At 60.1% G+C, this 25,951-nt stretch carries 24 protein-coding genes; 7 read left to right on the forward strand and 17 right to left on the reverse strand.

All coding sequences use genetic code 11. The features are described 5' to 3' along the window. The first annotated feature begins 13 nt into the window (after positions 1-13). From nagZ to ACZZ0Q_RS09645, 3 genes are all read left to right on the forward strand, one after another. Positions 14-1,009 carry a beta-N-acetylhexosaminidase gene (gene nagZ / locus ACZZ0Q_RS09635; protein WP_463542201.1) on the forward strand — a complete coding sequence of 332 codons (996 nt, stop codon included), beginning with the start codon at positions 14-16 and terminating at the stop codon, positions 1,007-1,009. A 30-nt stretch (positions 1,010-1,039) separates the two neighbouring features. Beyond that, on the forward strand, positions 1,040-1,777 hold the full coding sequence (locus ACZZ0Q_RS09640) for an S-methyl-5'-thioinosine phosphorylase (RefSeq protein ID WP_463539178.1): 738 nt from the start codon (positions 1,040-1,042) through the stop codon (positions 1,775-1,777). Between the two features lie 243 nt (positions 1,778-2,020). Continuing rightward, positions 2,021-5,527 (forward strand): response regulator, encoded by a 3,507-nt coding sequence (locus ACZZ0Q_RS09645; RefSeq protein ID WP_463539177.1) that lies wholly within the window; start codon positions 2,021-2,023, stop codon positions 5,525-5,527. Positions 5,528-5,638: 111 nt separating this feature from the next. On the opposite strand, the gene ACZZ0Q_RS09650 is transcribed toward ACZZ0Q_RS09645, so the two are convergent. Both ACZZ0Q_RS09650 and ACZZ0Q_RS09655 read right to left on the reverse strand, forming a co-directional pair. After that, complete coding sequence (locus ACZZ0Q_RS09650; RefSeq protein ID WP_463539176.1) at positions 5,639-6,526, reverse strand: SDR family NAD(P)-dependent oxidoreductase; 888 nt, start codon at positions 6,524-6,526, stop codon at positions 5,639-5,641. Further along, on the reverse strand, positions 6,523-8,112 hold the full coding sequence (locus ACZZ0Q_RS09655) for a flavin-containing monooxygenase (RefSeq protein WP_463539175.1): 1,590 nt from the start codon (positions 8,110-8,112) through the stop codon (positions 6,523-6,525). The genes ACZZ0Q_RS09650 and ACZZ0Q_RS09655 overlap by 4 nt, the downstream gene beginning before the upstream one ends. Before the next feature lie 159 nt (positions 8,113-8,271). Here ACZZ0Q_RS09655 and ACZZ0Q_RS09660 point away from each other — a divergent pair, with 159 nt between their 5' ends. Then, entirely contained in the window at positions 8,272-8,976 is a 705-nt protein-coding gene (locus ACZZ0Q_RS09660; RefSeq protein WP_463539174.1) for a TetR family transcriptional regulator, read from the forward strand. 73 nt (positions 8,977-9,049) lie between these two features. Here the strand turns inward: ACZZ0Q_RS09660 and ACZZ0Q_RS09665 are convergent, their stop codons facing one another. From ACZZ0Q_RS09665 to fnr, 3 genes are all read right to left on the reverse strand, one after another. Further along, positions 9,050-9,895 carry a metal-dependent hydrolase gene (locus tag ACZZ0Q_RS09665; RefSeq protein WP_122450592.1) on the reverse strand — a complete coding sequence of 282 codons (846 nt, stop codon included), beginning with the start codon at positions 9,893-9,895 and terminating at the stop codon, positions 9,050-9,052. A 192-nt stretch (positions 9,896-10,087) separates the two neighbouring features. After that, on the reverse strand, positions 10,088-10,636 hold the full coding sequence (locus ACZZ0Q_RS09670; RefSeq protein ID WP_463539173.1) for an adenine phosphoribosyltransferase: 549 nt from the start codon (positions 10,634-10,636) through the stop codon (positions 10,088-10,090). Positions 10,637-10,692: 56 nt separating this feature from the next. Further along, positions 10,693-11,427 (reverse strand): fumarate/nitrate reduction transcriptional regulator Fnr, encoded by a 735-nt coding sequence (fnr, locus tag ACZZ0Q_RS09675; RefSeq protein WP_463539172.1) that lies wholly within the window; start codon positions 11,425-11,427, stop codon positions 10,693-10,695. A gap of 131 nt (positions 11,428-11,558) precedes the next feature. Between fnr and ACZZ0Q_RS09680 the strand changes: the two genes are divergently transcribed. Beyond that, the gene (locus ACZZ0Q_RS09680; protein WP_463539171.1) at positions 11,559-12,014 is read left to right on the forward strand and encodes a hypothetical protein; all 456 of its coding nucleotides are present in this window, start codon (positions 11,559-11,561) and stop codon (positions 12,012-12,014) included. A gap of 8 nt (positions 12,015-12,022) precedes the next feature. Here the strand turns inward: ACZZ0Q_RS09680 and ACZZ0Q_RS09685 are convergent, their stop codons facing one another. From ACZZ0Q_RS09685 to ccoN (ACZZ0Q_RS09740), 12 genes are all read right to left on the reverse strand, one after another. Continuing rightward, positions 12,023-12,718 carry a sulfite exporter TauE/SafE family protein gene (locus tag ACZZ0Q_RS09685; RefSeq protein ID WP_463539170.1) on the reverse strand — a complete coding sequence of 232 codons (696 nt, stop codon included), beginning with the start codon at positions 12,716-12,718 and terminating at the stop codon, positions 12,023-12,025. Then, on the reverse strand, positions 12,711-12,932 hold the full coding sequence (ccoS, locus tag ACZZ0Q_RS09690; RefSeq protein WP_463539169.1) for a cbb3-type cytochrome oxidase assembly protein CcoS: 222 nt from the start codon (positions 12,930-12,932) through the stop codon (positions 12,711-12,713). Before ccoS ends, ACZZ0Q_RS09685 begins: the two co-directional genes overlap by 8 nt. Positions 12,933-12,957: 25 nt before the next feature. Next, entirely contained in the window at positions 12,958-15,387 is a 2,430-nt protein-coding gene (locus ACZZ0Q_RS09695) for a heavy metal translocating P-type ATPase (protein ID WP_463539168.1), read from the reverse strand. Positions 15,388-15,406: 19 nt separating this feature from the next. Then, positions 15,407-15,943 (reverse strand): FixH family protein, encoded by a 537-nt coding sequence (locus tag ACZZ0Q_RS09700; protein WP_463539167.1) that lies wholly within the window; start codon positions 15,941-15,943, stop codon positions 15,407-15,409. A gap of 77 nt (positions 15,944-16,020) precedes the next feature. After that, a complete protein-coding gene (gene ccoG / locus ACZZ0Q_RS09705) occupies positions 16,021-17,436 on the reverse strand; it encodes a cytochrome c oxidase accessory protein CcoG (RefSeq protein WP_463539166.1) in 1,416 nt (471 codons plus the stop codon). Between the two features lie 210 nt (positions 17,437-17,646). Beyond that, positions 17,647-18,636 (reverse strand): cytochrome-c oxidase, cbb3-type subunit III, encoded by a 990-nt coding sequence (gene ccoP / locus ACZZ0Q_RS09710; RefSeq protein ID WP_122495453.1) that lies wholly within the window; start codon positions 18,634-18,636, stop codon positions 17,647-17,649. Further along, positions 18,633-18,824, reverse strand: coding sequence for a cbb3-type cytochrome c oxidase subunit 3 (locus ACZZ0Q_RS09715; protein ID WP_110614741.1), 192 nt, complete (start codon positions 18,822-18,824; stop codon positions 18,633-18,635). The genes ccoP (ACZZ0Q_RS09710) and ACZZ0Q_RS09715 overlap by 4 nt, the downstream gene beginning before the upstream one ends. A gap of 5 nt (positions 18,825-18,829) precedes the next feature. Then, on the reverse strand, positions 18,830-19,441 hold the full coding sequence (gene ccoO / locus ACZZ0Q_RS09720) for a cytochrome-c oxidase, cbb3-type subunit II (RefSeq protein ID WP_122495455.1): 612 nt from the start codon (positions 19,439-19,441) through the stop codon (positions 18,830-18,832). Then, positions 19,441-20,883, reverse strand: a complete 1,443-nt coding sequence (gene ccoN / locus ACZZ0Q_RS09725; protein ID WP_463539165.1) for a cytochrome-c oxidase, cbb3-type subunit I — start codon at positions 20,881-20,883, stop codon at positions 19,441-19,443. Before ccoN (ACZZ0Q_RS09725) ends, ccoO (ACZZ0Q_RS09720) begins: the two co-directional genes overlap by 1 nt. 420 nt (positions 20,884-21,303) lie before the next feature. Further along, positions 21,304-22,221, reverse strand: coding sequence for a cytochrome-c oxidase, cbb3-type subunit III (gene ccoP / locus ACZZ0Q_RS09730; protein WP_463539164.1), 918 nt, complete (start codon positions 22,219-22,221; stop codon positions 21,304-21,306). A gap of 17 nt (positions 22,222-22,238) precedes the next feature. Then, entirely contained in the window at positions 22,239-22,850 is a 612-nt protein-coding gene (ccoO, locus tag ACZZ0Q_RS09735; protein WP_463539163.1) for a cytochrome-c oxidase, cbb3-type subunit II, read from the reverse strand. Positions 22,851-22,862: 12 nt separating this feature from the next. Further along, positions 22,863-24,287 (reverse strand): cytochrome-c oxidase, cbb3-type subunit I, encoded by a 1,425-nt coding sequence (gene ccoN / locus ACZZ0Q_RS09740; RefSeq protein WP_463539162.1) that lies wholly within the window; start codon positions 24,285-24,287, stop codon positions 22,863-22,865. Between the two features lie 47 nt (positions 24,288-24,334). Between ccoN (ACZZ0Q_RS09740) and ACZZ0Q_RS09745 the strand changes: the two genes are divergently transcribed. Further along, positions 24,335-25,015 (forward strand): alpha/beta family hydrolase, encoded by a 681-nt coding sequence (locus ACZZ0Q_RS09745; protein ID WP_463539161.1) that lies wholly within the window; start codon positions 24,335-24,337, stop codon positions 25,013-25,015. A gap of 137 nt (positions 25,016-25,152) precedes the next feature. Then, the gene (locus ACZZ0Q_RS09750) at positions 25,153-25,950 is read left to right on the forward strand and encodes an acyl-CoA thioesterase (RefSeq protein WP_463539160.1); all 798 of its coding nucleotides are present in this window, start codon (positions 25,153-25,155) and stop codon (positions 25,948-25,950) included. Position 25,951 lies beyond the last annotated feature (1 nt).

Genomic DNA, 25,951 nt, shown 5'->3' on the forward strand with positions numbered 1-25,951 from the left:
TATGACTGTTGGCCTGCAAGGCTCATTGATGCTGGATATCGGCGGCACCTGGCTGACCGCTGAAGACCGCCAGATTCTGCGTCAGCCCGAAGTGAGCGGCCTGATCTTGTTCGCGCGCAACATTGAAGACCCGCGCCAGGTGCGCGAACTGTCTGCCGCCATCCGCGCTGTGCGTCCCGACCTGCTGTTGGCGGTCGACCAGGAAGGCGGCCGGGTGCAGCGGCTGCGCCAAGGTTTTGTGCGCCTGCCGGCCATGCGCGCCGTAGCTGATAACGCCAACGCCGAGCGCTTGGCTGAGCAGTGCGGTTGGCTGATGGCCACTGAAGTGCTGGCCGTGGGGCTCGATCTCAGTTTCGCCCCGGTGCTGGATCTGGATTACCAGCGCAGCGCCGTGGTGGGCAGCCGTTCGTTCGATGGCGATCCGGCGCGCGCTGCGCTGTTGGCGGGCGCCTTTATTCGCGGCATGAATGCGGCCGGTATGGCCGCCACCGGTAAACACTTTCCGGGTCACGGTTGGGCGGAAGCTGACTCGCACGTGGCCATCCCCGTGGACGAGCGCAGCCTGGACGATATCCGCGCCAACGACCTGCAACCCTTCGCCCGCCTGAGCAAGCAACTGGCTGCCGTGATGCCCGCCCATGTCATTTACCCGCAGGTAGACGACCAGCCAGCCGGTTTCTCGCGTCGCTGGCTGCAGGAAATTCTGCGCGGCGAATTGCAGTTCGACGGTGTGATTTTCAGCGACGACCTGTCCATGGCCGGTGCACACGTGGTCGGCGATGCCGCCAACCGTATCGAGGCCGCGCTAACAGCGGGCTGCGACATGGGCTTGGTGTGCAACGACCGCGCCGCCGCTGAGCTCGCCCTGAGCGCCTTGCAGCGCCTTCGCGTAACGCCGCCGACCGGGTTAGCGCGCATGCGTGGCCAAGGTGTTTCGAGCACCGACTACAAACAGAACCCCCGTTGGTTGCAAGCGGTTGGCGAGCTGCAAGCGGCACAGCTCATCTAGGGCAGGCCTTCTTTTCCCAGGAAATATGACATGACCGTTTTCGCAATTATTGGTGGTACCGGCCTGACCAAACTGGAAGGCCTGACCATCAGCGCCGTGCTGAATATCGAAACCCCATACGGCGCGCCGTCGGCGCCGATCTTGCGCGGCAACTATGCCGACCGCGAAGTGCTGTTTCTCGCGCGCCACGGTCATCCGCACCGCATTCCGCCGCATCAGGTGAACTACCGCGCCAACATCTGGGCGCTTAAACATGCCGGCGCTGAAGTCATCGTCGCGGTGAACGCAGTCGGCGGCATTCACGCCGCCATGGGCACCGGCCACTTTTGCGTGCCGCATCAAATCATCGACTACACCCATGGCCGCGAGCACACCTTCTTTGCCGGTGAGTTGGAGCACGTTACCCACATCGATTTCAGCTACCCCTACAACGACATCCTGCGCGACCAACTGGTCGAAGCCCTGGCTGCCGAAGGCGTGGCCTACAGCAGCCACGGCGTGTATGCCTGCACCCAGGGGCCGCGTCTGGAAACCGTGGCGGAAGTGGCGCGTTTGGAGCGCGATGGTGCGGACATCATCGGCATGACCGGTATGCCCGAAGCGGCCCTGGCCCGTGAGTTGGAGCTTCCCTACGCGTGTTTGGCCCTGGTGGTGAATCCGGCGGCGGGCAAGAGTCACGCGATCATCACCATGGCCGAGATCGAGCGCGCGCTGGACAACGGCATGGACAAAGTGCGCGCCACCTTGGCTCGCGTGTTGGCCGGCTAAGGCGTCGCAGCAGCCGCTCTGTAGGAGCCAGCTTGCTGGCGAAGGTGCGGTCACCGTCTGCAATCTGTGACTACGTCGTTCGCCAGCAAGCTGGCTCCTACAAAATCGCGGGATGACGCAAGCCGTCTGCAATGCAGCTAATCTCCAAACGACTCTGGAATATTCCTCAGGTTGTTTGAACGGATGTGAGGGAACCGGCATCCATGCTCTAGCTTTATGACTGGTTCAATCGGAGGACTCGAGATGAACAGTGCCGCAGTTGATGAGCACGCCTTTCGCCGAATGCTGACCCGCAACCTGGCTTTGCCTATTGGTTCGGGTGTTCTGGGTACGGGGCTGTTTATCGCCCTGGTCGCCTACCTGTTGTATGTCCTCAGTTGGGTGGAGCACACGGACCAGGTCATTGCCCAAGCGAACGAAGGGTATCGGCTAACCATCGACCAGCAATCGGGCCTTCGCGGCTATCTGATTGCCGGCGAAACCGAGGTGTTGGCGCCATATGAAGAAGCGCGCAGCCGCATCGGCAGCCATATGGATGGCCTCAAACAGTTAGTCGCCGACAACCCCGCGCAGCTTGAACGGGTACGCGACATTCGGGATTTGCAGGAGCGCTGGGCCGTAATGGCCGCCGACTTGATCACGCAGCGCCAAGCCACCAATGCGCCGCCGGCCTCGGTGAAAGTCGCCGGCGGATCATTGATGACCGCCATCCGCAAACAATTCGCCGATTTCATTGCCACCGAGCAGCAGCTGCGCCACGACCGCAACGAGCGGGCCAGTTTCATGGCGATTCTCACCATCAGCGTGTACGCGATATTCAACCTGTCATTCAGCGGCATCCTCGCGTTCTTCGGCCGCCGCGAGTTGGTCCGGCTGTCGCGGTTTTACAGCACCCTCTTGCAACAGCGCGAAGTCGTGAACGAGCAATTGCAGCAACAGGCCTGGCAGCGCGAAGGGCAGTCGCAACTGGCTGAACGCATCATCGGCCAGCCCAACACCGCCTCTATCGGCATGACCGCACTGACCTTTCTCGGCCATTACCTGGATATGGTCGTCGGTGCGTTTTATGTGCGCCAAGACCACGGCAAATTGGAACGCGTGGCGGATTACGGCTTTGATGCCGAGCACCAAGCCACGCCGCAAGCATTTAGCGACGGTACGGGCCTGGTCGGCCAGGTGGCGGTAGAGCGGCGCGCCCGGGTGATTCCGGGGCTTAATGCCGGTTATTTAAAGGTCAGTTCCGGGCTGGGCCAGGACGCGCCCATGGCCGTGATGCTCGCGCCGATCCAGAACAATGGTGACGTCAACGGCGTGCTCGAGCTGGGCTTTATGCGCGAGCTGAGTGAGCGCGAACAGACCTTTGTGCAGTCGATTACCGATGGCCTGGGCACGTCCATCGATGTCGCCCGTTATCGCCAGCGCCTGCATGAATCGCTGCACGAAACCCAACAGCTCAATGAAGAATTGCAGGTTCAGCAGGAAGAGCTGAAAAGCGCCAACGAGGAATTGGAAGATCAATCGCGCCTGATTCAGGAATCGCAGGTCAATCTGGAACAGCAGCAAGCCGAGCTGGAGCAGACCAATGACCAGCTCAACCAACAAACGCAGTTTCTCACCCGCCAGCGCGATGAACTGGACGAGCGCAACCATGCCCTGGCCCAAGCCCGTGCCGAACTGGAACAACGGGCCGCCGAACTGGAACGCGCCAGCACCTATAAATCCGAATTCCTGGCCAATATGTCCCATGAATTGCGCACGCCGCTGAACAGTTCGCTGATTCTGTCGCGGCTGCTGGCTGACAACGCCAAGGGCAATCTGGACGAACAACAAACCAAGCACGCCGAGCTGATTTACTCCTCGGGCAAAGACTTGTTGGCCCTCATCAACGACATTCTCGACCTGTCCAAAGTCGAGGCCGGGCACTTGGAAATTCGCCCTGAAGAAACCTCGCTGAAACGTTTGGCCGATGGGCTGGAACGGTTGTTCCAGCCGCAAGCGGCAGAGAAAGGTCTGCACTTCGACGTGCGTGTGGCGAGCGATGCGCCCGTGCATTTTGTCAGCGATGCGCAGCGCGTTGAGCAGGTGGTGAAAAACCTGCTCTCCAACGCCTTCAAATTCACCAAGTCTGGCAGCGTCAGTTTGCGCATCGAGCCGGCTGACGCCGGCGTGGCCTTTGTGGTCAGCGACACGGGCATCGGAATCAGCCCTGAACAGCAAGGCGTCATTTTCGAGGCCTTCCGCCAAGCCGATGGCAGCATCAATCGGCACTTCGGTGGCACCGGGTTGGGACTGTCCATTTCGCGCAATCTTGCCGAGGTGTTAGGCGGACATATTTCGGTGCAAAGCGAGGCGGGCAAAGGCAGCCGATTCACGCTCTGGCTGCCGCTCAACTACGCCGAACCGATGGCGGGGCGCGCGCTTGATGTGGGGCGGCTGTTTATTAACAGCGAGCCTGTGAGACGGACTGCAGCCAGCGACAGCAAAGCTGCCGAAGCCACTCGAAACGAGCCACCTGCCCGCCCGCAAGCGCACTTCCCCGACGACCGCCACAAGCCCGACATGCCCGGCCGCTGCGTGCTGGTGATTGAGGACGAAGTGAAGTTCGCGCAAATTCTCTTCGACCTTGCCCACGAGCTTCATTACCGCTGCCTGGTGGCCCACAGCTCGACGGAGGCCTACGAACTGCTGGCCGTTAACCAACCGGACGCCATTTTGCTGGACATGCGCTTGCCCGACGAACCTGGCCTGTCGCTGCTGCAACGCCTGAAAGAAGATCCACGCACGCGGCATATTCCTGTGCATGTTATTTCTGCCGACGATCGCACCGAACTGGCCCTGCATCTGGGCGCCGTCGGCTATGCGCAAAAGCCGACGACGCGCGAGTCGCTGGTTGAGGTGTTCTCATTACTTGAGGCGCGCCTGACCCAGAAGGTGCAGAGGCTGCTGATTGTCGAGGGCGACGCCCGGCAGCGCGACAGCATCGCCCAACTGGTTGATGACCTCGACATCGAAGTGACCGCTGTTTCCCATGGCGAGCAGGCCCTGGCGCTGCTGCACCAAACCCCGTTCGATTGCATGGTCATCGACCTGGAGCTGCCGGACATGCACGGCAACGAACTGCTGACGCGCATGGCCAACGAGCACATCGACGCCTACCCGCCGGTGATCGTGTATGTGTCTCGCCCACTCACACGCGGCGAAGAAGAGAGCCTGCGCAAGCATTCGCGGTCGATCATCATCAAAGGCGCACGCTCGCCGGAGCGTTTGCTGGATGAAGTGACGCTGTTCCTGCACAAAGTCGAAAGCCCCAACGGCCGTTCACGTCGCTCGCCCAACAAGGGTGCCGTGAACCGCGATGAGGTCTTCCAGAACCGCCAGGTGATGGTGGTGGATGACGACATGCGCAACGTGTATGCGCTGATCAGTGCGCTGGACGAGAAGGGCGTGACGGTGATCAGCGCCGGCAATGGCCAGGAGGCGCTGGACAAACTCGACGAGAATCCGGACATCGATCTGGTGTTGATGGACGTGATGATGCCGGTAATGGACGGCTACGAAGCAACCCGGCGCATTCGCCAGGATTCGCGCTTTACCAAGCTGCCGATTATTGCCGTGACGGCCAAGGCCATGAAGGACGATCAGGAGCAGTGCTTGAAGGCCGGGGCCAGTGATTACCTGGCCAAGCCGTTGGATCTGGAGCGGTTGTTTTCGTTGATTCGGGTGTGGTTGCCGAGATCGGATATGGGCTGAGGGTCGGCTGACGACTGACGGTTCTAGGGAGTACCGTAGGAGCGAGCTTGCTCGCGAAGCTCTGCGTTTTCAGGGTTCGCGAGCAAGCTCGCTCCTACAGGGCGGCGTCGGTTATTCGGTGACCTTCTGTTCGGCCACGGCCCTCTTGGGCTTGGGCGCAAACCTTGCCGCCAGGCGCATCGAGCCCACTACCAGGCGCTGATACAGCGATGGCAGCAGCCGTTGCATACCGTCCAACGCCCAGGCATCGGCACCAATCAAGATGCGCCGGTTATTGCGCAACACGCCGCGCAGAATCACCTGCGCCGCTTTGTCCGGCGTGGTGCGCAGCAGCTGGTCGTTGAACTGCTGGCGTGCTTGGTCGGCGGCCTGGCCGGTGACGTTGCTGAGGCTGTCGTTCATGCGGGCGGTCTTGGCGATATTGGTTTTGATCCCACCCGGGTGCACACAGCTGGCCGACACCGCGCCGCCGGCCATATCCAATTCCTGACGCAGCGATTCGGTAAAACCGCGCACGGCAAACTTGGTGGCGTTGTAGGCGCTCATGCCAGGCTGCGAAAACAGGCCGAACACGCTCGACACGTTGATGATGTGCCCGTCACCCGAGGCTTTCAGGTGCGGCAGGAAGGCTTTGCTGCCGTACACCACGCCCCAGAAGTTGATGTTCATGATCCATTCGTAGTCGGCGTAGTCGTTGCCTTCCACGGTGCCGCCCTGAGCGACGCCGGCGTTGTTGAACACCAGGTTTACGCGGCCGTGGTCGAGCACCACCTGGTTGGCCCAGGCGTGCACGGCGTCGCGGTCGGCGACGTTGACCTGATTGTCGGTAACGGTCACGCCCAAGGTGCGCGCGGTGGCAGCGGTTTCAGCCAGGGCTTCGCTGTTCACATCGGCCAGGGCCAGATGGCAGCCCTGACGGGCGAGGGCGTAGGCCAGCGCGCGGCCGATACCAGAACCTGCGCCAGTGATGGCGGCCACTTTGTTTTCGAAGGACTTCATGCTGCCACCTCGCTGGTTTGCGCCACGGCGGGCAAATAGCCTTGGGCGGGATGCGCTGGCTGGGCGCGATTGAAATGATAGGCCGCCGGGTCGAAGTTGCGCGTCAGCAGGCGGAAGCGCCAGGTGAACCCCGGCCATACGGTGCAGTTACGGCCACTGACCGGGTGCAGATACCAGCTCATGCAGCCGCCCGCATTCCACACGGTTTTGCCCAGTTGGCCCTGGATTTTGGCGTTGAAACGGTCTTGCACGTCGCGCTTCACTTCCAGGCTTTGCAGGTTGCCCTGGTCCAGCACCTTCAAGGCGCCCAGCACGTAGTTAATCTGCGACTCGATCATGTACACCATCGAGTTATGGCCCAGGCCGGTGTTCGGGCCCATGAGGAAAAACAGGTTAGGGAAGCCGGCAGTCAGCGTGCCTTTGTAGGCTTGTGGGCCTTCGGGCCAGGTGTCGAGCAGGTCGACGCCTTCGCGACCGAAAATCACGCCACGGGGCATGGGGTCGCTGGGGGTGAAACCGGTGCCGAAGATGATCGCGTCGACCGGCCGCTCCTGGCCGTCGGCGGTCACGATGCTAGTGGCGCGAATTTCTTGAATGCCGTCGGTGATGACGTCGACGTTCGGCTGGGTGAGGGCTGGGAAGTAGTCGTTGGAGATCAGCACGCGCTTGCAGCCCATGGTGTAGTTGGGCGTGACTTTGGCGCGCAGCACCGGATCTTTGATTTGCTTGTTGATAAACGCTTTGCCCACCCACTGCGCCAGTTTCATGATGCGCGGCAGCAAGGCGAAGCCAATCACGCGGCTCTCCAACATGGCGTAAATCACGCCACGCCATAGTTTTTGCGCGAGCGGGAAGCGCTTGAAGCGCTCACGCTCTTTGTCGCTGATAGCGCGGTCTGGCTTGGGCATGATCCACGGGGCCGTGCGCTGGTAGAGATCCAGCTGGCCGACCTGTTTCTGAATTCGCGGTACGAACTGGATGGCCGAGGCGCCGGTGCCGACGACGGCAATGCGTTTGCCGGTGAGGTCGTACTCATGGTCCCACTGCTGGGAGTGGAACACCTTGCCGGTGAAGCGTTCGAGGCCATTGAGGTGCGGAATCGACGGCGTCGAAAGCGCGCCCATGCCCGACACCACGAATTGCGCGGTGTAGTGGTTGCCGGCGGTGTCGTGAATGCGCCACAGCTCGGCTTGATCATCCCAGCGCATGCCCGCCACTTCGGTTTGCAGCAAGGTGTTGTGCTGCAAGCGGTACTTTTCCCAGCAGCCTTCGAGGTAGCTTTTGATTTCCGGCTGGCGGGCGAACATGCGCGTCCATTGCGGATTGGGCTCGAAGGAAAACGAGTACAGGTGCGATTGCACGTCGCAGCCACACCCTGGGTAGTTGTTGACGCGCCAGGTGCCGCCAACGCCGGCTTCCTTCTCGAACATCAGAAAGTCGTTGTCGCCTTGCTGCTTCAAGCGGATAGCCATACCCAGCCCGGAAAAGCCGGTGCCGATGATGGCAATTTTCGTGTGCCGCACGGCGCCGGGCGTGGCGTCGGTAGGCGTGGCGTTTGCGGGTGAAACGGCAGGTTGTGCGCCCATGAACAAGCTCCTGTTATGATTGTTGTCGCTGTCTACAGTTGTCTACTTGAGCAATACTGCTACTGTGCATACCGACGTATACAGTCGTATACCTTGGCGTTATGTATACACCCGTATACCGGAAACTCAACCCAATCTTCCGTAGGGCGATGAGCTGCGATGACCACACCGGCCGAACAAACCGCCACAAAAACCGTTACCGCTCAGGGCAAGCGCCTGCTGCTGGACGCCGCGCTACGTTTGGCGGCGGTCAGTCGCAGCCTCAGTGGCTTGGGTTTGCGCGAGCTGGCGCGCGAAGCCGGGCTTAACCCGAACACCTTCTATCGGCACTTCAAAACCGTGGACGACCTGGGGCTCGAGATGATTACCGAGATGGGCGCACGCATCCGCCAACCGCTGCGCGACTTGCGTTTCGAAGCGGCCCAGCGGGCAGGCCAGGACGCCGAGGTGAAGCTGGTGTTTGGCGTTGATCTACGCCGGGGTCAGCGGGTTTGCCAGGAAACCGTCGAGCTGTTCTTCGACTACGCCGCGCAGAATCCGCAAGCTTTTATCGTCGGTGTGCGCGAGCTGCACGGCAGCTCAAAGCCGCTGCGCGATGCGCTCGAACAGATGATGGAAGACTTCGCCCTGGACATGGCTGAAGACCTTGAAAAGCTGCAACTGCTGCCGAATCTTGAACCGTCGGCGGTGCGGCAGGTGTCGTCGATGATCAGTCGGCAGTTGTTCCAGCAGTCGTTGGATTACATCGAACAGGTCGACCGCCGTCCTGCTATATGCGCCGAGGCGCAGGCACAGATTCTGATGATGTTTGCGGGGGCGACGGTGTTGCAGGCGGTGGGGGAGTTGCGGTTGAGCGGCGATTGAAGCCTTGACGTAAAACGTTCCCTCTGCCGCAGGCGGGCAGAGGGGGCCGATTGGCGATAGGCGGACGTAAGCGTTAACCACTAAACCCCAACCGATCTTTCCAGCGCTGTTCCAGCACTTTGGTGTCGTGGTCAAACGGGTGGAAGCCGGGGCGGTAGTAGTCGAGGTACGGCAGAATCAGCTTGGTCAAAAAGCCGTTGCGCAGGCTGAACAGGGTGCGCAAACCCCGGCCCCAGCTACGCAGGTTGAACAGCTGACGGTCTTTGCGCAGCAGGTGCACTTGGAACCAGCCGATCACGCCAAAGAAAATCACGGTCGAGATTGCCATCATTGCCACACGGGTGAAGTAACCACCGCCTACCGCTTGGTAAGCGTCGTAGCACACGGCTTTGTGCTCGTTCTCTTCAATCGCGTGCCACATCCACAACTGGTACATCTTCGGGTCGTCGATCTGCGTGGTCAGGTCTTCGCGCAGCAGCAACTGCTGGGCCATGGTCGCGGTGAAGTGTTCCAGGGCGCAGGTGGCGGCCAGGCGTTGCTTCTTGGTGGTGATTTTGGTCACCCACTCCAGCAGCACCTTGATGCGCAGCTCAAGTTTTTCCAGGTTGATGTCGTGCTTGGCGGCGTATTCGTTGTAGGTCGCATGCTCTTTGGAGTGCATGGCCTCCTGGCCGATGAAGGCGCTGATGTCTTTCTTCAGCTGCGGCTCGGTGATGGTGTCGCGCACGGCACGCACGCTGTCGACGAAAAACATCTCTCCATAGGGGAACAGTGACGACAGGTTGTTCATGAAATGCGTCATGAACGGGTCGCCGCTCCACCAGTATTTTTCAGTTTGCGAGAAGCTGAAATCCATGCGCCGCACGGGAAAGCTGGCGTTGGGTTTGGTCAGTTTGGAAGGCGTTGGAATCGCGTTCATAAAGGCTCCGGGGACCGCCGACGGCGATCTCTTGTTGTTGTACGGCTTGGGCGGAATCACTGGTTGCTATCACAGCCGATTGCTTTCAATGATTGGCCCAAGCTGGCAACACGAACACCCAACCTAAGTGCAGCGCCCCGGGCAACAGGGTTGGCCGGGGCGCGCGCAGAGGTAACAGGTAGAGCCCGACGGTTAGCGGTCGGAGAGGGCGAAGCGGGTGAGACAGAAGGTGGAAATGCCGGCGTCTTGCAGTTTTTGCGAGCCGCCGAGTTCTGGCAAATCGATAATGGCAGCCGCTTCGAACACCGTGGCGCGCATGCGTCGCACCAGTTTCGTGGCCGCCAGCAGCGTGCCGCCCGTGGCGATCAAGTCATCGAAAATAAGCACCGAGTCGCCTTCACACAAGCTGTCGGCGTGCACTTCAAGAAACGCTTCGCCGTATTCGGTTTGATAGGCCTCAGCCAACACGTTGGCCGGCAGCTTGCCTTGCTTGCGGAACAGCACGAGCGGCTTGTTGAGGGCGTAGGCGATGATCGAACCGATCAGAAAACCACGGGCATCCATGGCGCCGATGTGGCTGAAGTCGGCCTCGACATAGCGTTGCACAAAGCTGTCGGCAACCATGCGCATGGCTTTTGGCGACTGGAACAACGGGGTGATATCGCGAAAAATCACGCCGGGTTTCGGAAAATCCGGCACGGGGCGAATCAGGGATTTGATGCTGAAGTCGTCGGAGATCATCGCGGGGGGCCTGCTAGCGTGACAAAAGCGCGATTCTAACAAGCCGCGCGCGGTGTTTACTCGTCGAGATTGCCGCCTGCGAGGGCGCACAGCTGAGCGGCATCGAGAATCTGCACTTCCTTGCCGTCGGCGGCGATCAGATTGCTCTGCTGGAACCGGGTAAATACCCGCGACACGGTTTCCACCGCGAGGCCTAGATAGTTGCCGATTTCGTTGCGCGACATGGCCAGGCGGAACTGGTTGGCCGAGTACCCGCGCGCGCGGAAGCGGGCAGACAGGTTGACCAGAAACGAGGCGATTCGCTCATCCGCGGTTTTCTTCGAGAGCAACAGCATCATCTGCTGATCGTCGCGAATTTCCCGGCTCATGATGCGCATCAGTTGGCGACGCAGTTGCGGCAGTTGCAGCGACAGGTCGTCCAGTTTTTCGAAAGGGATTTCGCACACCGTGGTGGTTTCCAGCGCTTGTGCGGAATTGGGATAGGACTCTTCGTCCATGCCCGACATGCCCATCAGTTCGCTCGGCAGGTGGAAGCCGGTGATTTGCTCATCGCCGGCATCCGAGACGCTGAAACTGCGCAGGGCACCGGAACGAACGGCGAACACCGAAGTGAAGGCGTCGCCCTGGCGGAACAGAAATTCGCCCTTCTTCAAGGGGCGGCCGCGTTTGACGATATCGTCCAACGCATCCATGTCTTCCATATCCATCGACAACGGCAGGCACAAACCGCTGAGGCTGCAATCTTTGCAATGCACAGCCGGCAGGCCGCGGGCTTTAATCATTTCGCTCATTGTGAGGGATCCTTAATTAGCCAAGCACGCACAAAGCGTAAGGGTATCAGCTTAGGCCACAGACGGGCCATGCGCCTAAAGTTCGCCGGCCTCTCGCCGACATCCTTGTGTCGCTATGAGGGAGAAGGGAAATGTTGCCGATCAACAGCAGCGCGGTCATCGGGCATCTGGCTCAACAAGTTGCCGCCAAGGTGGCGCGCGATCCGGATGCACCGGCAGACATGCAAACCGCTTTGGAAAGCATAAAAGTGACCCTGTCGGAGCGGGCTAAGCAAATCAAAGAGGCGGGTGAAAAGAACAAAGACATTGATGAAAGCAGCCTGCCGGATAACGTGAAACAGGCGCTGAAAATGATCCGCGAATTGCGCCAGCAACTGGCCGAGAAACAGGCCGAGCTTCAAGCGCTGATGGCCGACCAAGATCTATCTGACGAAGAAAGAATGCAAAAGGCTCAGGGCCTGCAGAGTGAAATTGCCTCGATCACTGGCGCGATTTCCACTGCCAATGGCGCGCTGCTTCAAGCCATTCATGACGCGGCCTTGTCGCCTGATCAGCTGCAGGAAATGTCCGGTCTGATGATGGCTTGATTCGCCAATCAGTGATGCATGGCGTGGCCCATTAGCCACGCTTGATGCGGGCCCGGCAGGGTCCACAGTCCAAACACAATCACCAACACGCCACCGGCGACCCGCACGTTGCGCTTGCGCAGCACTGCGGTGAGGCGTTCTGCCGCCATGCCGGTGGCCAGCAGCACCGGCCACGTGCCCAAGCCGAAAGCGAGCATCAGCAAGCCACTGTTTAGTGCATTGCCCTGGCTCGCCGCCCACAGCAAGGTGCTGTAGACCAACCCGCAAGGCAACCAACCCCACAGAGAGCCGAGCAGCAAGGCGCGCGGCACACTCGAAACCGGCATCAAGCGGCTGGCGAATGGTTGGATATGACGCCACAAGCCGCGCCCTAACGCTTCAATGCGCGTAAGACCGCTCCACCATCCCGCCAGATACAAGCCCATGGCGATCAGCAACAACGCCGCGATAACTCGCAACACCATCACCGCAGGGCTATTTGCCACGGCCCAGCCCGCCATGCCGATCAGCAAGCCCGCGCAGGCATAACTCAGGATGCGACCGAGGTTATAAGCCAGCAACAAGCGAAAGCGCCGGCTACGTTGTTCCGGGGGAATGGCGAGGGTCAGCGCCCCCATCAAGCCGCCGCACATGCCCAGGCAATGCCCGCCGCCAAGCAGGCCAAGAATGACGGCCGATACCAATAACGGAGCGAGCTCAAGCACGGGGCGGTTCCTGGTCGTCTTTGTCGACGTCGCTGTGGCCGCTGGCCTGATCGACGCCGGCCAGGTGATTGGGGTCCTGGTCGTCAAACAGAATGCTGTGCGCCGGGCCGTCGAGGTCGTCGTATTGGCCGCTGTCGACTGCCCAGAAAAAGATGTAAATGCACACCGCGACGATCATCAGGGCGATTGGAATCAACACGTACAAAGCGGGCATACAAGCTCCGGGTGCGAATGGGCGGTCAGGCGACAACCGCTGGTTGCGGCGCGGCGCGGTGACGGGTCAGGCGCAGGGCGTTGAGCACCACTGTCAGCGAGCTGACCGACATGCCGACTGCGGCCCACACCGGCGTTACCCAGCCCAGGGCGGCGAATGGCAACATCAGTCCATTGTACAGACAGGCCCACAGCAGATTCTCGACGATCACGTGGCGGGTGCGGCGGGCGAGGGTGAAGGTTTGTACGAGCGCGTCCAGACGATTGGATAACAACACCGCGTCGGCACTGGTTTTCGCCAAGTCGGTGGCCGAGCCCATAGCCACACTGATATCCGCCGCTGCGAGCACCGGCACGTCATTGACGCCGTCGCCCAGCATCAGCACTTTTCGACCCTGGCCATGCAGCGTTTGCAGCATCGCCAATTTGTCATCGGGGCGCAGGCCGCCATGGCTTTCGTCTATACCCAATTCGGCCGCCACGCTGCTGACCATCGGCGAGGTGTCGCCAGACAACAGCAGTGTTTTCCAGCCTCGCGCTTTACAGGCAGCCAGCAGCGCAGGCGCATCGGCGCGCAGTCGGTCGTCGAGTACAAACCAGGCGATTGGCCCTGCGCTGTCACCAAGAAGCAGCCATTGTCCGGCTTCGTCGGGCATGGCGGGCACAGGTTGCCCACTCAACTGGGCGACGAAATCCGCGCGACCGATGCGCAAATGCCGACCCTCTACCGTGCCTTCCAAGCCAAGGCCCGGCACGCTGACGACATTCTCTGCCGCCGCTGGGGCGCGGCCGAAGGCGCGGGCAATCGGGTGTTCGGAATGGTTTTCCAGGGCAGCCGCCAGGGCCAGGCAAGCGTCGTCGCTTTCGCCGGTTAACGGACGGATCGCACGCAAGGTTAAGCGGCCTTCGGTGAGCGTTCCGGTTTTATCGAAAATCACCGTGTCGATCTGATTGAGGCCTTCCAGCACATGGCCGCGTGTCAGCAGCAGCCCCAGCTTGTGCAGCGTGCCTGTGGCGGCGGTGAGTGCGGTTGGGGTCGCTAGCGACAGCGCGCAGGGGCAGGTGGCGACTAACATGGCCAATACCACCCAAAACGCGCGGCTTGAATCCAGGTGCCACCACACCGCCCCAATCACGGCCACGGCCAACAGCGTTGCCAACAGGAACCACTGCGCAGCGCGGTCGGCCATTTCCGCCAGCCGCGGCTTGTCAGCCTGGGCGCGGTCGAGTAGGCGAACAATTGCGGAAAGGCGAGTGTCCGGCCCTAAAGCCAGCACCTCTACATGCAGCGGGCCTTCCACGTTTAGCGTGCCCGCCGTGACAGGGTCGCCGACGCCGCGAGGCAGTGGCAGGTATTCGCCAGTCAGCAAGGATTCGTCGACGCTGGATTGGCCCTGGGTGATGCGGCCGTCTGCCGGCACGACGGCGCCTGGTTGAATCAGCACCTCTTCGCCCACTTGCAATTCGCGCAGCAAAATTCGCTCGCTTTGGCCGGACGCATCCACCCGTAAGCAAGACGCCGGCAGCAGATTGACCAGCTGTGCGGTGGCCGCCGCCGTACGCTGGCGGGCGCGGCGTTCAAGGTAGCGGCCGGCCAGCAGGAATAAGGCGAACATGCCGACAGCGTCGAAGTACAGTTCGCCAACGCCAGTGATCGCCGTCCAGATGCCCGCTACGTAAGCGCTGCCAATGGCCAGCGACACGGACACATCCATGGTCAGATGGCGGGTGCGCAGGTCACGGAAAGCACCTTTGAAAAACGGCGCGCAGCTGTAGAAAACGATAGGAGTCGTCAGAAACATCGCCACCCAGCGCATGATTTGATGCAGCTCGGGGCTCAGGTCGATATTGAATTCCGGCCAGGTGGCCATGGTCGCCATCATGGCCTGGAACCACAGCAGGCCGGCCACGCCCAGTTGCCGCAGGGTCAGACGGTTCTCGGCAGCTAATTGTTCGGCGGCGCGGTCGGCCTGATAGGGGTGCGCTGCGTAACCGATGTGGCGCAGCTCGCTGAGCAAGGCGCTGAGCGGTAACTGGCTGTCGGCCCAACGCACCTGCAAACGGTGGTTCGACAGGTTGAGGCGAGCTTCGGCGACGGCGGGTAATTGTCTGAGGCGGTGTTCGATAAGCCAGCCACACGCGGCGCAGCTGATGCCTTCAAGCAATAAGGTGGTTTCCGCGAGGTCAGCCTGATGGTGAACGAACGCCTGCTGCACATCGGCGCGGTCGTACAGTTCCAGCTCGTCTTGCAATTGCTGCGGCAATGCCTGCGGGTTAACGGACGCTTCGCTGCGATGGCTGTAATAGCTTTCCAGGCCGCCCGCGACAATCGCCTCTGCTACGGCCTGGCAACCGGGGCAGCAAAATTCGCGGCGCTCGTTAAGTACGGTCGTGCAAAAACGACTGCCGGCGGGAACCGGCAGGCTGCAGTGGTAGCAGGGGAGGAGAGCGCTCATTCAGCGGGTCGACTATGGCTTAGCGCTGTTCTGCTTCGGCGCCAGGAATGGGTTCGTCGCCCAGCTTGAGCTCAACGCCGGGGCCGACTTTTTCTTCTTCAAACAGGCGCCAGGTTTGCTCGCCTTGCTGACCGAGCAACTCAACGAATCGGCGGCCTTCAACGGCTTCGGGCAGTTGCCCGATGTAGCGATTGGGTTCGCTGCTGCTGCGTTTGAGCGTCAGATGGCGATCTTTCTCGGCTTGGGTCGGAGAAATCAGGTTCATTTCAATGGTGTCGGGACGGCTGTCGCCGGAGAGGATCAAGCTGACTTCGCCGGTCACCTCGTCCAATTGGGCACGCGCTTCGAGGTGTAGGTCTTTGGCCAAGCGCTCGCGGTCGAGCGAGCGGCTGATGCCTTTGCCGGCTTCGTAGTAGTTGTCGGTAACCAGTGTGTCCTGGCCCTCGGCGGCAATAAAGACCATGTGCATGGTCAGGCCCACCGAGGTGGCCAGCATGCCGATGATGATCCAGGGCCACATATGTTTGTACCAGGGACTGCTTGCTGTTGCGGGCATCGATTTAAGACTCTCTGTGAACGGTGGCCCAGCTCGATGGAACGGCCGAGTGGGCGCTAGTGTAGGCAGCAATCGGCTCAGCGCATATGCGGGCCAATGAAGCGGCTCTTGGTTTCGATATGGGTGCCAGGGTCGTCTGCATTTTCCAGCACGAAAATCACTTCATTGGTGCTTGAAGGCAGTTTTTCAGGTGCCACGGACAGTTCAATTGGCTGGGTGATGATCTCGCCCGCGTCCACGTTGAACTCGCGCTTGCCGGCCAGTTGCAGATCATCCAGACCTTTGGCGCTGAGAACGTAGGTGTGCGGCTGCTGGTCCTTGTTCATGATTTTCAGGTTGTAGACGTTTTCGATGCGGCCTTCGGCGTTTTCGCGGAATAGCACGCGGTCTTTGCTGACATCGAAACCCACCAACGGACGCAACACAAAGGCAGTGGCGAGTAGGCCCATCATGGCCATCAGCGCAATCGCATAGCCAATCAAGCGCGGCCGCACGAGGTGGGTTTTCTGACCCGACAGGTTGTGTTCGGTGGTGTAGCTGATAAGGCCGCGCGGGTATTCCATCTTGTCCATGATGGTGTCGCAGGCGTCGATACACGCGGCGCAGCCGATGCATTCGATTTGCAGGCCGTCGCGGATGTCGATGCCGGTGGGGCAGACCTGAACGCACATGGTGCAATCGATGCAGTCGCCAAGGCCTTCGGCTTTGTAATCCGCATTCTTTTTACGCGGTCCACGACGTTCCCCGCGACGTGGGTCGTAGGAAACGATCAGCGTGTCTTTGTCGAACATCACGCTCTGGAATCGTGCGTAAGGGCACATGTAAATGCACACCTGTTCGCGCAGCCAGCCGGCGTTTCCGTAGGTGGCCAGGGTGAAGAACCCGACCCAGAAATAGGCCCAGCCGTCTGCTTCACCAGTGAAAAATTCGATGGTCAGATCGCGGATTGGCGAGAAATAGCCGACGAAGGTCAGGCCGGTCACAAAGCCGATTAAGAGCCACAGGCTGTGTTTGCTGAATTTGCGCAGGAGTTTGTTGGCGCTCATGGGCGCTTTGTCGAGTTTCATGCGCTGGTTGCGATCACCTTCGGTGACTTTTTCGCACCACATGAAAATCCAGGTCCAGACGCTCTGCGGGCAGGTGTAGCCGCACCAGACGCGACCGGCAAATACGGTGATGAAGAACAAGCCAAACGCGCTGACGATCAGAATGCCGGATAGCAGGATGAAGTCCTGTGGCCAGAAGGTCGCGCCGAAAATGTAGAACTTACGCTCCGGCAGGTTCCACCAGACGGCCTGATGACCAGCCCAGTTGAGCCATACGGTGCCGAAGTAGAGAAGGAAAAGGCCGGCGCCGCCGAGCATGCGCAAGTTGCGGAAAAAACCGGTAAAGGCGCGGGTGTAGATTTTTTCCCGGGAGGCGTAGAGCTCTACGGATTTATCCGCAGGCTTGGAAGACGGAGTGATGTCTTGAACCGGAATCTGCTTACTCATCGATACGTACCACGGCAGTGGAGAAAGCCTCGTCGATGCTTGCCGACGGAGGTCAAAGCGACTAGTGCGCTCTAAATTATACGCGCTGAATGCAGGGTTATTGCTGCGACGTGAGGTCGCGTGAGTCTGAAATGATGCAGGGGAGGGCGCAGCGAGGGGGTTGCATCAGGAGTCTGCCGTGTAGGCAGACTCCTAAGCAATGACATCGAATTACTCGGCTTGCTCTTTTTCAGCGTCCGATTTGTTGCCATGCGACAGGCTATAAACGTAAGCCGCCAACAGGTGAACCTTGTCTTTGCCTTGCAGTTGCTCTTGAGCAGGCATCACGCCCTGACGGCCGTAACGAATGGTCTGCTGCAGTTGAGCAAAGCTTGAGCCGTAGATGAATGCCGCTGGGTGAGTCAGGTTCGGCGCGCCCATTGCTGGCGTGCCTTTGCCTTCCGGACCGTGGCAAGCCACGCAGTTGGCTGCAAAGATTTTCTGGCCGTTGGCTGGGTCCGCTTTGGCATCTTCCGGGAGCTTGCGGCCGTCCAGTTGAGTCAGTACGAAGGCTGCAACGTCGCGAACGCCTTGATCGCCAATCACGGTGCCCCAAGCCGGCATCACAGCGTGACGACCGCCGAGAATCGTGGTCTCGATGGTGGCCGCTTCGCCGCCCCAGCGCCAATCAGCGTCGGTCAGGTTAGGGAAGCCGTAGTTACCTTTGGCGTCCGAACCGTGGCAGACCGAGCAGTTGGAAGCGAACAGGCGACCGCCCATTTTCAGCGCTTGCGGGTCTTTGGCTACTTCTTCAATCGGCATTGCTGCGAACTTGGCGAAGATTGGGCCGAACTTGGCGTCAGCTTTTGCCATGTCCTTTTCCCACTCGTGCACACCGGTCCAGCCTGGCTGACCGTTCGAGAACTCTTGTTTAGTCTCGTTGTTCAGGTAGGAATAGCCCGGCAGCACGCCTTTCCAGTTGCCCAGGCCAGGGTAGAGGACCAGGTAACCGAGGGCGAAAATGATGGTCAGCACGAACAGCCAGAACCACCATTTCGGCAGCGGGTTGTCGTACTCCTCGATGCCATCGAAGGAGTGGCCGACGGTTTCGTCGGTGGTTTCAGCACGTTGGCCTTTGCGCGTGGATAGCAAGATCCAAGTCAGCGTGGCGATGGTGCCCAGGGTAAGTACAGTGACGTACAGACTCCAGAAGACGGTCATTCTTTGTTACTCCTAGAAGCTTGCTCTTGCTCGACGTGCTTAATGGCTTCGGGATCATCCGCGAACGGCAATAGTGTGGCTTCGTCGAAGTCTTTCTTGCGTCGGCCGCTGAATACCCAGAGAGCCAAGCCTACGAACGCCACCATCACTACTACGGTGCCAAGACCGCGAATCATCCCGATGTCCATACCCGTCACCGTTTGCTTTTGATGATGGTGCCAAGCCCTTGCAGGTAGGCGACCACGGCATCCATTTCAGTTTTGCCTTTGACCGCTGCTTGAGCGCCAGCAATGTCTTCGTCGGTGTAAGGCACGCCCATGGAACGCAGTACTTCCATTTTCTTGGCGGTGTCTTTGCCGTCGAGCTTGTGTTCAACCAGGAACGGGTAGGCCGGCATGACCGACTCCGGTACCACGTTGCGCGGGTTGTAGAGGTGCGCGCGGTGCCAGTCATCAGAGTAACGACCGCCAACACGGGCCAGGTCCGGACCGGTACGTTTGGATCCCCACAGGAACGGGTGGTCCCATACGCTTTCGCCAGCGACCGAGTAGTGACCGTAACGTTCGGTTTCGGCACGGAACGGACGAATCATTTGCGAGTGGCAGCCCACACAGCCGTTGGCGATATACACGTCGCGACCTTCCAACTCCAGGGCGGTGCGCGGCTTCATGTTTTCCACCGGCTTGTTGGTAACGTCCTGGAAAAACAGAGGAACGATCTGGGTAAGGCCGCCAATGCTGACGGCGATAACCATGAAGAAGGCCAGTAGGCCGATGTTCTTCTCGACTACGTCATGATTTCTCATCAATGAGCTCCAACTACAGCGATCTGAGCGGCGGCTTCGGCTTCAGCTGGCTGGGAGGCGCGCACGGTACGGAAGGTGTTGTAAGCCATCAGCAACATGCCGGAGGCGAAGAACGCACCGCCCATTGCCCGCACGATGTAACCCGGATGGCTGGCTTGCAGGGCTTCAACAAACGAATAGGTCAGGGTGCCGTCTTCGTTGATTGCGCGCCACATCAGGCCTTGAGTGATGCCGTTTACCCACATCGAGGCGATGTACAGCACGGTACCGATGGTGGCGAGCCAGAAATGCGCGTTGATCAAGCCAATGCTGTGCATTTGTGGACGGCCCCAGAGTTTCGGGATCATGTGGTACAGGGCACCGATGGAGATCATCGCCACCCAACCCAAAGCACCGGCGTGTACGTGGCCGATGGTCCAGTCGGTGTAGTGCGACAGGGAGTTAACGGTTTTGATGGCCATCATGGGACCTTCAAAGGTCGACATGCCGTAAAACGCCAACGAAACGACCAGGAAGCGCAGGATTGGGTCGGTGCGCAATTTATGCCAGGCGCCCGAGAGGGTCATCATGCCGTTGATCATGCCGCCCCAGCTTGGCGCGAGCAGGATGATCGACATGGCCATACCCAGCGACTGAGCCCAGTCCGGCAATGCGGTGTAGTGCAGGTGGTGCGGACCGGCCCAGATGTACAGGGTGATCAGTGCCCAGAAGTGCACGATGGACAAGCGATAGGAGTAGATCGGACGCTCAGCTTGTTTCGGAACGAAGTAGTACATCATCCCGAGGAAGCCGGTGGTCAGGAAGAAACCCACCGCGTTGTGGCCGTACCACCACTGGATCATCGCGTCGGTAGCGCCGGAGTACAGGGAGTACGACTTGAACAGCGACACCGGCAGCGACATGTGGTTAACGATGTGAAGCATCGCCGTTACCAAAATGAAGGCACCGTAGAACCAGTTGCCGACATAGATGTGCTTGGTTTTACGCTTGATGATGGTGCCGAAAAACACCGCAGCGTAGGTCACCCAAACCACCGCCAGCAAAATGGCCAGCGGCCATTCCAGCTCAGCGTATTCCTTCGAGGTGGTGTAACCGAGCGGCAGGGTGATACCCGCGCCGACGATAACGGCTTGCCAGCCCCAAAAGTGGAAGGAAGCCATGCTGTCCGAGATCAGACGCGTCTGGCAGGTACGTTGAACAACGTAGTAGGACGTTGCGAAAAGAGCACAGCCACCGAAGGCGAAGATCACCAGGTTCGTATGCAGGGGGCGCAGGCGACCAAAGCTCGTCCATGGCAGACCGAAGTTCAAATCCGGCCAAACCAGTTGCGAGGCGATGAATACGCCCATGCCCATGCCAAGGATCCCCCAGACCACCGTCATGATGGCGAACTGGCGGACCACCTTATAGTTATAAGCAGTCGGACGGATTGCTGTGCTCATTCTAAGGTTCCACGGTTTAGGGTGTTTTTTAGGGGGTAAAAATCGGCGGCAAGTATGTAGAAACGACGTAGTCATTGCAACGTCACAGGCCGCTGCGATAAGGCTTTCAAGCACATGAAACCAAGTATTTCGCCCTCTAAATGAGGTTGGTTCTCAGGTGTTCGCCCTTATCCCTAACCGTCCAATTATGTGTTGTGTGCCTCATAGCAAACACTGACGGCTAATGCGCCAGCATAGTTGAACAAAACTGACCTTGACGGTTATCAAACCTTGGGGTGCGACACTGAGTCGCAGCCGTTGCGCAAGCGAGGTTGTCCGTTCGGTCAACTCGCTCGATCAGAGGAGTTGCGGTGTTTATGGAGCGTCATCGGAAGAACACGACCCGCAGTCCGTCGCGCCATGTTCTTCCGTTGGCCGCTGTTATTGCGGGTGAGACAAGCTCAACACGTAAGCGGCCAGCACATGGACTTTGTCGTTGCCCAGGTATTGCTCTTGCGCTGGCATTTGGCCGTTGCGGCCATGGCGGATGGTTTGCTGCAGCTGCACCAGGCTGCTGCCGTAAATCCATCCAGTTGGGTGGGTGAGATCAGGAGCGCCCATCGCTGGCGTACCTTTACCTTCCGCGCCGTGGCAGGCCTGGCAGGTGCTGGCGTAAACAGTAGCGCCTGCGGCGAGATCGGCATCGCTGTCGGCCGGGGCGGGGAGACCTGCCAGCGTAGTGCGCACGTAAGCCGCGACGTTTTTAACCCCCGCGTCGCCAATAACGGGGCCCCAGGCAGGCATGGCGGCCATGCGGCCATGAAGGATGGTCGCTTTCACTGTTTTGGCATCACCGCCCCAGCGCCACAGCGTGTCGGTCAGGTTAGGGAAGCCGACGGTGCCTTTGGCGTCGGAGCCATGGCACACCGAGCAGTTGGTGGCGAACAGGCGACCGCCGATTTTCAGCGCCTCAGGATCTTTGCTTAGTTCATCGAGCGGCGTGGCGGCGAGACGGGCGAATAGCGGACCGTATTGCGCGTTGGCTTTGTCTATTTCCCGTTGCCATTGATTCACCTGAGTCCAGCCGTCGCTATAGCCCGGCAGTATGCCCTTCCAATTTCCGAGGCCCGGATAAAGCAGCAAGTACAGAAACGCAAACAGGATGGTGCCGACGAACAACAGAAACCACCAACGGGGCAGTGGGTTGTCGTATTCCTCGATGCCATCAAACGCATGGCCCATGGTTTTGTCGCCGCCGTTTGGCGTTTCGCCGCTGCGGGTTGAAAACACCAGCCAGAGCAGCGCTAACAGGCTGCCCAGCGTGAGCACACATACGTACCAACTCCAGAATACTGTCATGTCCGAATCCCCCTCGCTCAGCGCTTGTTCTTGATGGCGGTGCCGAGCATTTGCAGGTACGCAACCAGCGCGTCCATCTCGGTTTTGCCTTTCACCGAGGCGCTGGCACCTTCGATATCTGCATCGGTATAAGGCACGCCCATCAGGCGCATCACCTTGAGTTTCGCGGCCGTGTCTTGGCCATCGAGCTGGTGTTGCACCAGCCACGGATATGCCGGCATTTTCGACTCGGGCACCACGTTGCGCGGGTTGTACAAATGCGCGCGGTGCCAGTCATCCGAGTAGCGGCCGCCGACGCGGGCAAGGTCCGGCCCGGTGCGTTTGGAGCCCCACAGAAACGGGTGATCCCAGACGCTTTCACCGGCTACGGAGTAATGGCCGTAGCGTTCGGTTTCAGCACGGAAGGGGCGGATCATCTGGGAGTGGCAACCTACGCAGCCTTCGCGGATGTAAATGTCGCGCCCTTCAAGTTGCAGCGCTGTGTACGGCTTCATGCCGTCCACCGGTTTATTGGTCACGTCCTGGAAGAACAGCGGCACGATTTGCGTCAGGCCGCCGATGCTGACCGCCAGCACCATGCACAGCACCAGCAGGAATACGTTCTTTTCGAGTACTTCATGTTTGCTCATGGCCGCTTCTCCTCAAGCCATCTGCGCGGCGCTGGCGATTTCCGCCGGCTGCGCGCTGCGCACGGTGCGCCAGGTGTTGTAGGCCATCAGCAGAACGCCGATGAGGAAAATGGAACCGCCGACCATCCGCACCACGAAGCCGGGATGGCTGGCTTCCAGCGCTTCCACGAAGGAGTAGGTGAGCGTGCCGTCGGCGTTGATGGCGCGCCACATCAGACCCTGGGTGATGCCGCTGACCCACATTGAGGCGATGTACAGAACCGTGCCGATGGTCGCGAGCCAGAAGTGCGCGTTGACCAGGCCCATGCTGTGCATTTGCGGGCGGCCCCAGAGTTTCGGGATCATGTGGTATAGCGCGCCAAAACTGATCATTGCCACCCAGCCGAGTGCGCCGGCGTGTACGTGGCCGATGGTCCAGTCGGTGTAGTGGGAGAGGGCGTTGACGGTTTTGATCGCCATCATCGGACCTTCAAAGGTCGACATGCCGTAGAAGGCCAGCGAAACCACGAGGAAGCGCAAGATTGGGTCGTCGCGCAATTTATGCCAGGCGCCCGAGAGGGTCATCATGCCGTTGATCATGCCGCCCCAGCTCGGAGCCAGCAGTACCAGCGACATCACCATGCCCAGCGATTGGGCCCAATCCGGCAAAGCCGTGTAGTGCAAGTGGTGGGGACCGGCCCAGATATACAGGGTGATCAATGCCCAAAAGTGCACGATGGAAAGACGATACGAGTAGACCGGGCGGTTGGCTTGCTTGGGCACGAAGTAGTACATCATTCCCAGGAAGCCCGCGGTGAGGAAAAAGCCCACGGCGTTGTGTCCATACCACCACTGAATCATTGCGTCGGTGGCGCCGGAATAGAGCGAGTACGACTTGGTCAGGGTGACCGGCACTTCCAGGTTGTTGACGATGTGCAGTACCGCGACGGTGAGAATAAATGCACCGTAAAACCAGTTGCCGACATAAATATGCTTGGTTTTACGTTTGAGCAGCGTGCCGAAGAACACCACTGCATAGCCAACCCACACTGCAGTAATCAGCAGGTCGATGGGCCATTCCAGTTCCGCGTATTCTTTTGAGCTGGTGTAGCCCAGCGGCAGGCTGACGGCGGCGAGCACGATCACCAGTTGCCAGCCCCAGAACGTCAACGCGGCGAGGCGTGGCGCGAACAGGGCGGTTTGGCAGGTGCGTTGGACGGTGTAGTAGGAGGTGGCGAATAACGCGCAGCCGCCAAAGGCGAAGATGACGGCGTTGGTGTGCAGGGGGCGAAGGCGCCCGAAGCTCAGCCAGGGCAGGTCGAAGTTCAGTTGTGGCCAGACCAGTTGGGAGGCGATGAATACTCCCAGGCCCATGCCGACAATGCCCCATACCACCGTCATGATGGCGAACTGGCGAACCACTTTATAATCGTAAGCGGTCGTGGTTGTTGTGCTCATGTCAGGCCCATCCGCGGATTTCTCTAGTTGTTGAAGGCGGCGCAAGCATGGCGAAACGGATAAGCGGTGATATTGATCTGTATCAATCGGTTTCCGTCGATGGAATACCCACCCCGTTGATGTGGAACAAACCGCAGGGGGCGGCCTTCGCGACGTTGGTCCTTGCCCATGGTGCGGGTGCGCCGATGGACAGCCCGTTTATGACGTCCATCGCCACCCGCCTCGCGGCGCTGGGCGTGGCGGTGGCGCGTTTCGAATTTCCTTATATGGTTCAGCGCCGTCTCGACGGTGGCAAACGGCCGCCTAACCCGCAGGCGCGTTTGCTTGACAGTTGGCGCGAGGTGCATGCCGGCGTGCGCCAACAGGTCGCAGGACCGTTAGCAATCGGCGGCAAATCCATGGGCGGCCGTATGGCTAGCTTGCTGGCCGATGAGCTGCAGGTGGATGCACTGGTCTGCCTGGGTTATCCGTTCTACGCCGCCGGTAAACCGGAAAAGCCTCGCGTTGCGCATTTGGCCGATTTGCGCACGCCAACACTGATCGTCCAGGGCGAGCGCGACGCGCTGGGCAACCTGGCGACGGTTGAGCAGTACAGCCTGTCCGCGGGAATTGAACTGTGCTGGCTCGCGGCAGCCGACCATGACCTTAAACCGTTAAAAGCGTCCGGCTTCACCCACGACCAGCACTTGCACAGCGCCGCCGCCAAGGTGGCCGAATTTCTGCGCTAGGCGCTGCGTCACCGGGTCAGGAAAAAAACAAAGGTCAAATCCCCACGCCAATTGGCTAAACCGGCACATTCAGCGGCTTCCGTCCTGCGGCCTACATCCCCTACCATCGGTTACGCATTTTTCTGTCCGAGATTTCTATGACTTTTTCCGAGTTGATCCAGGCCGTTCGCATTAATCCTCAAGCCGTCGTGGTGCCCGCTGAATGGGGCCAGGGCCGCGCGGGCTTTGGTGGGTTGGCGGCGATGCTGGTGTACGAAGCCATGCGCGCGGCGGTGCCGGAAGGCCGCCCGGTGCGCTCCTTGGCCATCACGTTTGTAGGACCTCTGGCAGTGGATACACCGGTCAGCCTCGAAGCCGAAGTGCTGCGCGAAGGTAAAGCCGTTAGCCAGGTGCTTGGCCGCGCGGTCCAGAACGGTCAGGTGGTGACCATTGTGCAAGGCAGTTTCGGCGCCTCGCGCGAATCGGCTATCAGTGTTCAGGCCGAGCCAGCGCCGAGTATGAAGCCGGTCGACGACTGCCCTGAATTGCCCTATGTGAAAGGCGTAACGCCAGAGTTCACCCGCTACCTGGCCATGCGCTGGGCCATTGGCGGCATGCCGTTCAGCAACAATCCGTCGCGCGAAATGGGCGGTTATGTGCGCTTGCGTGGTGAGGAAACGGTCAGCGCCGTTGATGAATCGCACCTGCTCGCCCTGGTCGATGCCTGGCCGCCAGCGGTATTGCCGCATCTGCGCACGCCCGCGCCTGGCAGCTCGCTGACCTGGACCATCGAGTTCGTGCAGCCCGCTCCCAAGCTGACCACCGACGACTGGTGCTTGTACCGCGCGCAGATCGAGCACGCCCGCGACGGCTACGGCCACATCGCCGCGCAGCTGTGGACCCCTTCTGGCGAGCTCGTCGCATTGAGTCGCCAGACCGTTACCGTCTTCGGCTAAC

Source organism: Pseudomonas sp. AC070, assembly GCF_979258635.1.